Annotated in this window: 10 protein-coding genes; all 10 read left to right on the top strand. The window is 48.2% G+C overall.

Annotation, left to right across the window (positions count from 1 at the left end; all coding sequences use genetic code 11):
- Positions 1 to 417: 417 nt before the first annotated feature.
- From LKD36_RS13070 to LKD36_RS13025, 10 genes are read left to right on the top strand one after another with little or no spacing between them, the layout of a single operon-like run.
- Complete coding sequence (locus LKD36_RS13070) at positions 418 to 1,179, top strand: nucleotide-binding protein (RefSeq protein ID WP_118769774.1); 762 nt, start codon at positions 418 to 420, stop codon at positions 1,177 to 1,179.
- The gene (locus LKD36_RS13065) at positions 1,176 to 2,456 is read left to right on the top strand and encodes a nitrogenase component 1 (RefSeq protein ID WP_308459848.1); all 1,281 of its coding nucleotides are present in this window, start codon (positions 1,176 to 1,178) and stop codon (positions 2,454 to 2,456) included. The genes LKD36_RS13070 and LKD36_RS13065 overlap by 4 nt, the downstream gene beginning before the upstream one ends.
- A 4-nt stretch (positions 2,457 to 2,460) precedes the next feature.
- Positions 2,461 to 3,507, top strand: a complete 1,047-nt coding sequence (locus LKD36_RS13060; RefSeq protein ID WP_308459847.1) for a nitrogenase component 1 — start codon at positions 2,461 to 2,463, stop codon at positions 3,505 to 3,507.
- Between the two features lie 35 nt (positions 3,508 to 3,542).
- Positions 3,543 to 5,870: a carbamoyltransferase HypF gene (gene hypF, locus LKD36_RS13055; RefSeq protein WP_308459846.1), complete on the top strand. Its 2,328-nt coding sequence runs from the start codon at positions 3,543 to 3,545 to the stop codon at positions 5,868 to 5,870.
- 3 nt (positions 5,871 to 5,873) lie between these two features.
- Positions 5,874 to 6,086 (top strand): HypC/HybG/HupF family hydrogenase formation chaperone, encoded by a 213-nt coding sequence (locus LKD36_RS13050; RefSeq protein ID WP_308459845.1) that lies wholly within the window; start codon positions 5,874 to 5,876, stop codon positions 6,084 to 6,086.
- Positions 6,083 to 7,111: a hydrogenase formation protein HypD gene (gene hypD, locus LKD36_RS13045; RefSeq protein ID WP_308459844.1), complete on the top strand. Its 1,029-nt coding sequence runs from the start codon at positions 6,083 to 6,085 to the stop codon at positions 7,109 to 7,111. The genes LKD36_RS13050 and hypD overlap by 4 nt, the downstream gene beginning before the upstream one ends.
- A 52-nt stretch (positions 7,112 to 7,163) precedes the next feature.
- Positions 7,164 to 8,171 (top strand): hydrogenase expression/formation protein HypE, encoded by a 1,008-nt coding sequence (gene hypE, locus LKD36_RS13040; RefSeq protein WP_308459843.1) that lies wholly within the window; start codon positions 7,164 to 7,166, stop codon positions 8,169 to 8,171.
- Between the two features lie 17 nt (positions 8,172 to 8,188).
- Positions 8,189 to 8,464 (top strand): TM1266 family iron-only hydrogenase system putative regulator, encoded by a 276-nt coding sequence (locus LKD36_RS13035; RefSeq protein ID WP_118769781.1) that lies wholly within the window; start codon positions 8,189 to 8,191, stop codon positions 8,462 to 8,464.
- A 5-nt stretch (positions 8,465 to 8,469) separates the two neighbouring features.
- Positions 8,470 to 9,786: a nitrogenase component 1 gene (locus tag LKD36_RS13030; RefSeq protein ID WP_331465235.1), complete on the top strand. Its 1,317-nt coding sequence runs from the start codon at positions 8,470 to 8,472 to the stop codon at positions 9,784 to 9,786.
- Positions 9,783 to 10,892 carry a nitrogenase component 1 gene (locus tag LKD36_RS13025; protein ID WP_308459842.1) on the top strand — a complete coding sequence of 370 codons (1,110 nt, stop codon included), beginning with the start codon at positions 9,783 to 9,785 and terminating at the stop codon, positions 10,890 to 10,892. The genes LKD36_RS13030 and LKD36_RS13025 overlap by 4 nt, the downstream gene beginning before the upstream one ends.
- The last annotated feature ends 31 nt before the right edge of the window (positions 10,893 to 10,923 follow it).

Raw genomic sequence — 10,923 nt, 5'->3', positions numbered from 1 at the left:
ATACAGCGAAAATGAGGTATAATCCCTCTGTATTATTTTGTTTAGTCGCATAAACTGATTATACCACGAACGCCGGGCTTTTCGAAGCTCGGCGTTTTGTGTTGGATATATAAAATGAGCTGCCGCACGTTAGTGCGACAGCCCCTTTTTTGCTATACAGTTCGTGTTGACTAATTTGTATGCCGGATGATAAAATAATGAAAAAGATTACTGTATCTGATTCATCCATCTGATAAATATTTGGTGAAAAAGACATAACAGTAATGAATTGTGAGAAAACTCTGATGGCAAGGATAATCCGAGCAGGAATAGTTACGATATACGACTTTGCAGAACCATTTTCCTGACAAACTGCCGGGAAAGTGGTTTTTTTGCGTAGAAAATTTCGTTTTCAATACGAAATAACAGGAGGGAAACATGTTAAAGGTAGCAGTATATGGAAAGGGCGGGATTGGAAAATCTACAGTAACTTCGAATCTGGCGGCGGCATTTGCCAATATGGGAAAACGTGTCATTCAGATCGGATGTGATCCGAAAGCGGATTCTACCATCAATTTACTTGGGGGAGAGCCTCTTCGTCCGGTGATGAATTATATGAGGGAAGAGGATGAAGAGCCGGATGAGCTGTCACAGATTTCAAAGGAGGGTTATGGGGGAATCCTCTGCATTGAGACCGGAGGACCAACACCGGGACTTGGCTGCGCGGGACGTGGAATTATTGCGACGTTTCAGCTTCTCGAAGATATGGAACTGTTTGAGCATTATAAACCAGATGTGGTCTTGTATGATGTCCTGGGCGACGTGGTATGCGGCGGATTTGCAGCCCCCATTCGTGAGGGATATGCGGATAAGGTTCTGATCGTTACCTCCGGGGAGAAAATGGCGCTGTATGCGGCCAACAATATTTCCAGCGCAGTCAGAAACTTCGAAGACCGCAGCTATGCCCGAGTATTTGGCATCGTGTTAAATCATAGAAATGTGGAGAATGAGAAGGAAAAGGTACAGGCATTTTCAGAAAAGATCGGAGTGCCGATCGTGGGCGAAGTGCCAAGAAGTGATGAAATTATCCACTGGGAGGAACAGGGAAAGACTGTGATCGAGGGAGATCCGACTTCGGACATCAGCAAATGTTTCCTTGATCTGGCTGCATTGTTGTGGAAAGAAGAGGAATATGCATGAAACAGGAAGCTTATTTTTGTAGGGTAAAAAAGCTGAATGAACTTGGAAAAGAGAATATTCCCAAACAGCTGATTTCCCATACCCATCTGATCTACAGCTCCCCGGCGACGTTGGCTTTTAACTCTCCAGGAGCAGAAGGATTCGGTGTGAAGCGCGCAGGTCTGGCGGTGCCGGATTCGATTATGCTGATTGTATCTCCGGGATGCTGCGGACGCAATACTTCGGTTCTCAGCTCCATGGCGGCGTATCATGACCGGTTTTATTACCTGTTGATGGATGAGACGGATATTGTAACGGGAAGACATTTGAAAAAGATTCCAAAGGCGGTGGCAGAGATCTGCGAAGGGCTTGAGAAGAAGCCGTCTGTTGTAATGATCTGTATTACCTGTGTGGATGCGCTGCTCGGCACGGATATGGAACGAGTCTGTCATAAGGCAGAGGAATATGCAGGAATTCCGGTGAAGCCCTGTTATATGTATGCATTGACCAGAGAAGGCAGAAAGCCTCCCATGGTGCATGTTCGGCAGTCCATTTATTCCCTGCTGGAGCCGAAGAAGAAAAAAGGAAATGTAGTAAATTTACTGGGATATTTTTCGCCGTTGGTGGATGACTGTGAGTTGTATGAGTTACTTCACGGTGCGGGAGTGAAAACGATTCATGAGATTTCCAGATGCAGCGATTACGCAGAATATCAGACTATGGCGGAAGCAAATTTTAATCTGGTACTGCACCCGGAAGCACGTTTTGCAGCAGAGGATTTTCATGATCGGTTGAAAATTCCGTATATTGAGCTGAGAAGACTTTATCAGATTGATAAAATTGCCAGCCAGTATCGTGCCTTTGGGGCGGCACTGGGTGTGGAATTTAATGATGAAGCACCGCGCAAAGAAGCGGAAGCGGCAATCACAAAATTCCGGGAAACGCATCCGGATGCGTCTTTTGCTGTCGGAGAATGGATGAATGGAGATCCCTTTGAACTGGCGCTGGCACTGGCACGGTATGGATTCCGTGTGCCGGAGATTTATGGAACCTTATCCGGTGAAAATTTTATCTATGTGAAACAGCTGGCAGTTTTAAGTCCGGAGACAAAAGTCTTCTCCAACCTGGAGCCAACGATGTTGTATTATGACGGAAGCCAGTCCGGTGTCAACCTGACCATTGGAAAAGATGCCGGATATTACCATAAGGGATGTCCCAACGTGCGCTGGAACGAGGAACGGCAGCCCTTTGGCTATGCAGGAGTGCGCAGACTGTTTGAGGCATTGGCGGAGGTGTAATACAATGAGAGGACTGAGAAAATACCTGACACCTTTTGCACCGGATCAATCCGGAGCAGTGTCTGTGTTCTATGAATTTGGTGGGATTATCGTGATCTGCGATGCCGGTGGCTGCACCGGAAATATCTGCGGATTTGATGAACCCCGGTGGTTTGAGAGTAAAAGTGCCCTGTTCAGTGCAGGACTCCGTGATATGGATGCAATTCTTGGACGGGATGACCGCCTGGTAGAAAAACTTGCAGATGCAGCCACAAAGCTGGATGCGAAGTTTGCAGCTATTATAGGGACACCGGTTCCTGCAGTTATCGGAACGGATTACCATGCATTAAAGCGCATGACGGAGAAAAAAGTGAATCTGCCGATCATGACTGTGGATACGGACGGCATGGAACTGTATGACAAAGGCGAAGAAAAAGCATGGCTGGAACTGTTTTTCGTATTTGCAGGTGAAAAAGAAGAAGTGATTCCTGGACGAATCGGGATTCTTGGCATGACACCGCAGGATATCAGTGACCTGCGTGCGGCGGACCGTATCCGGGAACGCTTTGCAGCAGAAGGAAAAACAGCGGTCTGTTATGGAATGGGAGACGGACTGGAGGCTGTGAAGAAGGTTTCCAATGTGGAGAAACATATCGTGGTATCTCCGGCGGCTTTGGAGGCGGCGAAATATCTGGAACGCACTTATGGAACTCCCTACGAGGTTGGTTATCCTCTGGTGGAGGAACTGATTTCTGAGATGGATTATTCCGGAAAAAGAGTACTGATCGTACAGCAGCAGGTGATTGGTTCTGCGATCCGTGAAGAAATCTTAAAGAAAGCACCGGATGCCCAGGTAACGGTAGCAAGCTGGTTTATGGTAAAGCCGGAACTTCGTAAGGAAGGAGATCTTCACCTGCGGGATGAAGAGGATTATATAAAGCTGGTAGAAGACGGAGATTTCGATGTGATTTATGCGGATCGCTGTATGGAGCGGATGACACCAAAATTTGGCGGAACTTTTGTGGACACCGTACATTTTGCCGTGTCGGGTCGTCTTGCAGGAGCAGAATAACAGAATCATCAGGGATCCTGCGATGGGAGAAGAGTATGCAAAAGAAGGAACTGACCTGGCGTATCCGGGTCTATGGCATCGTTCAGGGGGTTGGATTTCGGCCGACGGTAAGCCGCCATGCAGCAGCCAGTGGAATTCGCGGAACGGTCTGTAATAGAGGCCCCTATGTGGAAATATATACCCAGGGTGAAAAAGAGCAGATCGAAGGATTTCTGAAGGCCCTGGAAGTACATCCGCCAAAGCGTGCGGCTATTTTAAAAATTAATACAGAGGATGTTACCGCAGAGACAGAGACCCATTTTGAGACCTTCGACATTATTGAAAGTGAAAAGACCAAAGGGGAGATCTTTGTTTCGCCAGATATTGCCATCTGCGAGGAATGTAAGGAAGAAATGTACAATCCGAAAGACCGGCGGTATCTGCATCCGTTTATCAACTGTACCTGCTGTGGACCGCGGCTGACGATTCTGGATGCCCTGCCCTATGACCGGGAACGGACAAGTATGAAGGAATTTCCCATGTGTCCGGACTGTGCAAAAGAGTATGATGATGAGAAGACGAGGCGTTATGACGCCCAGCCTGTGTGCTGTAATGAATGTGGACCGGAAGTCTATCTGATCGGCCGACCCGAACGGGGGCGGGATGCCATTACTTGTACGCGGCGGATGATCAGTGATGGCAAGATTGTAGCAATCAAAGGAATCGGTGGTTTTCATCTGTGCTGCGATGCGACAAATGAAGAAGCGGTTCAGCGCCTGCGGACATTGAAAAGACGTCCGGCCAAGCCTTTTGCAGTCATGGCAAAGGATGAAGCGGTGGTAAAACGGGAATGTATTGTAACACCGGAGAAGGAAGCGATTCTCACCGGACATCAGAAACCGATTCTGCTGTTGAACAAAGAAACTGGCGGCAGACTGGCACCTTCTATTGCACCTGGGAATCCAAAGGTTGGTGTGATGCTTCCGTATGCACCGGTGCAGTTATTGATTTTCCAGTATGATGACGGAATTAAAATGCCGGACATTTTAGTCATGACCAGTGGAAATACGTCCGGGGCGCCCATCTGTCGCGAGGATGCAGAGGCGGTTGCGGAACTGTCTCATTTGTGTGATGCCATGTTGTCTCACAATCGAAAAATCAGAATCCGGGCGGATGATACGGTTATGGATTTTTATAAAAACGAACCCTATATGATTCGGCGTTCCAGGGGATATGCGCCGCTGCCCTTCATGATGTCGGCGGACTGGAAAGGGCAGGTGCTTGCTGTTGGAGGAGAACTGAAGAATACCTTCTGTATCGGCGTAGACAGCCGGTTTTATCCATCTCCCTATGTGGGTGACCTGGAAGATGTAAGAACAGTAAAAGCGTTGCAGGAAACCATTCACCGGTTTCAGACGTTATTGGAAGTAACACCTCAGGCTGTGGTTTGTGATCTACATCCGAAATACAATTCTACTGTGGTGGCGGAAGAGCTAGGTTACCCGGTGCTGAAGGTGCAGCATCATTATGCGCATATTTTATCCTGTATGACAGAAAATGACTGCCAGGAACCGGTTATCGGAGTGGCTTTTGACGGCACCGGATATGGAACGGATGGAACGATCTGGGGTGGAGAAATCCTGCTGGCAGATTATGAGAATTTTACAAGAGCTGGAAGTATTGCCCCATTTTTACAGATCGGTGGCGACATTTCGGCAAAGGAAGGCTGGCGGATTGCAGTATCCATGATTTATGAATATACCAAAGACCGTGAGCAGGCATGGAAAATAATGGAAAAGCTTGGCCTTTGCAGTGAGCAGGAGAGCAGGGTACAGTTTACCATGGCGGACCGGAAATTAAATGCGGTGGTGTCCACCAGTGTGGGACGGCTTTTTGATGCAGTCAGTGCTATCTTAGGGTTCAGACGTCAGTCCAGTTTTGAAGGTGAGGCATCGATGGCACTGGAGTTTGCAGCAGAAGCATATGAGCAGTATAATCTGCAGAAACAAAAAGGAAATCAGGATCACCTGCTGTATAAAGAGGACGGACGTTTGATTCTGAATACCCAAACGCTGGTACAGCAGATCACGGAAGCAAAGCTTCAGGGAGCAGACAGCGGAAGATTGGCATATCTGTTCCATCAGACACTGGCAGAGCAGATCACAGCAGCCTGTATGGAGGTACGTAATGTAAGCGGCAGACAGAAGGTTGCTTTAAGTGGCGGTGTCTTTCAGAATCGGCTGCTGCTTCGTCTGACGGAAGAGCGGCTTATGGAAGAAGGATTTGAAGTGCTGCGACATCGGATGGTTCCGCCAAATGACGGAGGAATTGCCATCGGACAGGCGGCATATGGGATGTATCAATTACAGAACGGGAGAGTATAAAAAATGTGTGTAGGGTTATCAGCAAAAGTAGTAAAAATCAGTAATGGCACGGCAGTCATTGATGCAGGCGGTGCAAAAAGAGAGGTTTCCGCCCAGCTTCTGGAAGATCTGGAACCGGGAGATTATGTGATGGTTCATGCGGGTGTGGCAATCGCGAAAATCACAGAGGAGGATGACAGCGAGACAGAACATCTCATGGAGAAATTTTTATCATGAAAACAGCCAGAGAAATAATAGAGACTTATGATGGCCCCCATGTACGGATCATGGAAGTGTGCGGCACACATACCCATGAGATTTTCCGCCTGGGAATCCGTAAATTGCTGCCGGAGCAGGTGGAACTGATTTCAGGACCGGGATGTCCGGTTTGTGTGACTCCGGTCAGTTTTATTGACGAAGCGATTTATCTGGCTTTGGAAAAAGGAGTTACTGTCTGTACTTTTGGTGATCTGGTGCGTGTCCCTGGAACAAAGATGAGCCTTGCGGGAGCACGGGAACAGGGAGCGAAGATTCGTATCGTGTATTCTCCGGCAGATGCTGAAAAATATGCAAGAGAACATCCGGAGGAGCAGGTGACATTTTTGTCTGTAGGATTCGAGACAACGACGCCTGCAGGATGTCTTTCTGTGAAATCAGCAAAAGAAGATGGACTTTCTAATTATTCCATATTGACGGCTAATAAAACCATGCCCCAGGCTTATGAGGCATTAAAGGGCAGCGCAGATGTCTTTTTATATCCGGGACATGTGAATGCGATTACGGGAACACATCTGTGTGAAGCTCTGGCAGAAGAAGGGGTCAGCGGTGTTGTGGCGGGATTTACCGCAAAAGAACTGATGACGGCACTGGCGGTTGCACTGGTAAAATTTCAGGAAGGAAAACCGTTTTTTGTCAACTGTTATCCGCGTGTGGTGACACAGGAAGGCAGCAGGGAGGCACAGGTTCTTGTAGATGAGATGATGGAGGCCTGTGACAGTGAATGGAGAGGCCTTGGTATGATTCCTGCATCCGGCATGAAGTTAAGGCAGGAGTGGCAGGAGTTTGATGCACGGATCAAATATCAGGTGCCGATAATAGAAGGAAAACCCAATCCGGCCTGCCGCTGCGGTGATGTACTGCAGGGAAAATGCAAACCGTCCGATTGTAAAGTGTTCGGAAAAGTCTGTACACCGCAGCACCCGGTGGGAGCCTGTATGGTATCGGGCGAGGGAGCCTGTTCCGCATACTATCAGTATTCATAGTTGCGAATGTGGCTCTGAATAGTTGCCAATACAAAGAGAGAAGGAAAACATCATGGAAAATAGAACAGTAACGATGGCACATGGTGCCGGTGGAAGACAGACATCCGAGTTGATTGATCAGGTATTTAAGGCACATTTTGCAAATCATGATCTGACGGCAGATGATGCGGCGGTTCTGATTCCGCCGGCAGGCAAGATGGCGGTGTCGACAGATGGCTTCATCGTATCCCCGGCATTTTTCCCGGGAGGAAATATCGGCAAACTGTCCATTTGCGGAACGGTCAACGATCTTGCATGTATGGGGGCAAAACCATTGTATCTTACCTGCGCCTTTGTCATTGAAGAAGGATTCCCCATGGAAAAACTGGAGGAAATCGCTGCCGCTATGGAGAAAACGGCAAAAGAAGCAGGTGTACATATTGTATCGGGAGATACGAAGGTTGCAGGAAGAGGTCAGGTAGACGGCGTATTTATCACCACGACCGGAATGGGTGAAATTGAAGAAGGAGTCACCGTTGGCGGAGCACTGGCAAAGCCGGGAGATGCCATCATTGTGACCGGTGATATCGGACGGCACGGATGTACGATTCTGTTAGAACGGGAAGATTTTGGAATTGATGCCGATGTGACCAGTGATTGTGCACCTCTGTGGGGAACGGTAAAGGCAGTCATGGACACCACACATAATCTGCATGTGATCCGTGATGCCACCAGAGGTGGCGTAGGAACGGTTCTGTATGAAATTGCAGGGCAGAGCAACGTGGGGATTCATCTGGATGCAAAAGCTGTTCCGGTGCAGCCGGAAGTAAAGGGGGTCTGCGGGATGCTTGGCCTGGAACCTTTATATCTGGCATGTGAGGGAAGACTTGTTATTATGGCACCGAAGGAAGAAGCTGAAGGAATTGTGGAAACACTGAGAAAATGTCCCTATTCTGCAGAGGCAGCGATCATTGGCGAGGTGGTCGCAGAGGAACCGGGAAAAGTGGTTATGGAGACTGAGATCGGCACACTGGCACTGCTTCCGCAGCCGGGTGGGGAGCTTTTGCCAAGAATCTGTTAAACAGGAGGAATGGGAGCATGGACACCAGAGTGGCACTTATTTCTATTATTGTAGAGCAGGATGATGCGATTGAAGAATTAAACACGCTGCTTCATGAAGCGCGTCAGTATATTATCGGCAGGATGGGTATTCCCTATCGTGCGAAAGGGATCAGCATCATCAGCATTGCCATCGATGCACCGCAGGATAAGATCAGTGCACTCTCCGGAAAAATCGGACGTTTGAAAGGAGTATCTGCCAAAACAGCATATTCCAATGTGATTACTCCGGCAGAAGGAGGAGCAGGCGATTGATCAGGGTGACAGAAAAAAAAGACGCTGTGATAAAGATGGAGGATGCATCCTTTCCGAAACCCTTTGCGTCAAAGCTGGAATATAATTCTCCGGTACACGGCAACTGGAATATTGTACATACGGGAATGCAGGTTCCTGAGACGATACAAATCTATGTCTGTGCAGAGAACTGTATGCGGGGTGTTGTACTGACGGCTGCGGAAATGAATGCGGCAGACCGTTTTTCCTATGTAATTGTGGAAGAAAAGGATCTTTTGTACAGCAATCTGGAGGAGCTGACCATCGAGGGCGTAACCGATGTGCTGAACAAGAGGGGAGATCATCCGAAAGCCGTTTTGCTTTTTACGGTTTGCCTTCATCATTTCCTTGGAAGTAATCTGAAATATATTTATAGGAAATTAGAAGAGCGTTTCCCGGATATCTGTTTTATCCGCTGCTACATGGACCCGATTATGCAGAAGCACAGTCTGACGCCGGATCAGAAGCTTCGAAAAGCCATGTATGATCCCCTTCCGGTCTGTGAAGCGGATGAGAAAACCGTCTCGGTATTGGGCAGTGATTTTGTCCTGGATGAGAGCAGCGATATCAAGCGTTTGTTAAAACGATATGGGTACAGGGTACGGGAACTGCCTGCCTGCAATACCTGGCAGGAACTGCTGGAAATGAGCAGGGGGCGGTTGTTTCTTAACTGCTATCCGGCCGGAAAATATGGAATGGAGGCACAGGCAAAACGTCTGGGACGTGAGCATCTCTATCTGCCGGGCAGTTTTTCCTATGAAGAGATCGAGAACCAGTTAAAGCAGCTGACGGATATGCTCGGATTGCCGGAATTAACGGAAGAGGAACTGGCGCATGAGCGTGCGGCCTGTGAGGAAAAGCTTGCAGAGGCAAAGAATCTGATGGGGGAGATGCCGATTGTTCTGGATTATCTCTATCATCCAAGACCACTTGGGCTGGCAAAACTGCTTCTGACACATGGTTTCTGTGTGAAAGCCATTTATCTGGACGGCATCAGTCCGGAAGAAAAAGAGGATTTTCTCTGGCTTCAGGAGCATGCGCCGGAACTGGAACTGATTGCGACGATTCAGGTAAAAATGCGGGTGCTGCCAAGAGGCGGAGAGGAAAAAGTGCTTGCCATCGGACAAAAGGCAGCATATTTCAGCCGCAGCCGGCATTTTGTGAATCTGGTGCAGGGAGAGGGACTGTATGGATTTGACGGAATCCGGAGGACGGCAGAGCTGATGATGGATGCATACCTCAATGAAAAAGATACGGAAAGACTTGTAATACAAAAGGGATGGGGGTGCGAGTGCTGCCTATGAGACAATCATATCGAATCATCCCGGTCTATACGGCAGATGTGTCCGGCGTCTGTTCCGCATTGTATGAGCTGGGTGGAATGACCGTGATGCACGATCCTTCCGGATGTAATTCCACCTATAATACCCATGATGAGCTCCGCTGGTACGATCAGGACAGTCTGATCTTTATCTCAGGACTCACAGAGATCGATGCGGTTATGGGAAATGACCGGAAATTTATCAATGATATTACGTATACTGCCAGTGAACTGCATCCGGCATTTATTGCACTGGCAGGTTCGCCGATTCCATTTTTGAATGGGACAGACTTTCCAGCCATTGCACGGATCATAGAAAAGGAAACCGGAATCCCGACGTTTTTTGTACCCACCAACGGGATGCATGATTATGTATATGGAGCTGGAATCGCGCTGGAAAAAATCGCCAGTCGGTTTGTCAAAGCACCGGATTGGCAGAAGAAACGAGATGTTTCTATGCGCAGGGTCAATCTCCTGGGTGTGACACCGCTGGATTTCGGACCACAGGAAAATGTAGAATTATTAAAAGAAAATCTGAAAGCATATGGATGGGACGTATTCTCTACATGGGCCATGGGAGACGATCTCAAAACGTTGCAAATGTCAGGTGAGGCGGATATCAATCTGGTGGTATCCGCAGTGGGACTGTGGGTAGCGAAGGTCCTTTGGGAAAAATATCACATGCCATATGTGGTCGGAACGCCGAATCAATGGTTAGTGGAAGACATTTCCCGTGCACTGGAACATACAGTTACGCAGAAGACCGATCCTGTGACGGTATATTTGCAGAACCGCATGCAGCAGGAGGCAGAGATTACGCTGATTGGAGAGCCGGTCACCATGGGCTCACTGGCAGCAGGGATTGAAAAACAATATGGACGTGCGGCCCGTGTCCTGTGCCCGTTAAAAGAATGTGATACCCTGCTTGGACAAAAGGACGCGGTGGTGCTCGGAGAAGAAGCCATGGAAGAGGCACTGAAAAGTGCCAGAATCATTGTGGCGGATCCACTGTATCGCCCTATATGTCCAAAAGACAGTACTTTTTATGAACTTCCTCATGTGGCATTTTCGGGAAGGATTTATTTTTAATATTTTAAAGACAATGATTTTATCGGCTGTT

Source organism: Hominiventricola filiformis (assembly GCF_020686965.1).
Taxonomy (GTDB): domain Bacteria; phylum Bacillota; class Clostridia; order Lachnospirales; family Lachnospiraceae; genus Hominiventricola; species Hominiventricola filiformis.
This window is presented reverse-complemented; position numbering and strand designations above follow the sequence as displayed.

Bases quoted from the DNA above. Each gene is read 5' to 3' on its own strand.
- LKD36_RS13070 (WP_118769774.1), top strand. From the start codon at position 418: ATGTTAAAGGTAGCAGTATATGGAAAGGGCGGGATTGGAAAATCTACA.
- LKD36_RS13065 (WP_308459848.1), top strand. From the start codon at position 1,176: ATGAAACAGGAAGCTTATTTTTGTAGGGTAAAAAAGCTGAATGAACTT.
- LKD36_RS13060 (WP_308459847.1), top strand. From the start codon at position 2,461: ATGAGAGGACTGAGAAAATACCTGACACCTTTTGCACCGGATCAATCC.
- hypF (WP_308459846.1), top strand. From the start codon at position 3,543: ATGCAAAAGAAGGAACTGACCTGGCGTATCCGGGTCTATGGCATCGTT.
- LKD36_RS13050 (WP_308459845.1), top strand. From the start codon at position 5,874: ATGTGTGTAGGGTTATCAGCAAAAGTAGTAAAAATCAGTAATGGCACG.
- hypD (WP_308459844.1), top strand. From the start codon at position 6,083: ATGAAAACAGCCAGAGAAATAATAGAGACTTATGATGGCCCCCATGTA.
- hypE (WP_308459843.1), top strand. From the start codon at position 7,164: ATGGAAAATAGAACAGTAACGATGGCACATGGTGCCGGTGGAAGACAG.
- LKD36_RS13035 (WP_118769781.1), top strand. From the start codon at position 8,189: ATGGACACCAGAGTGGCACTTATTTCTATTATTGTAGAGCAGGATGAT.
- LKD36_RS13025 (WP_308459842.1), top strand. From the start codon at position 9,783: ATGAGACAATCATATCGAATCATCCCGGTCTATACGGCAGATGTGTCC.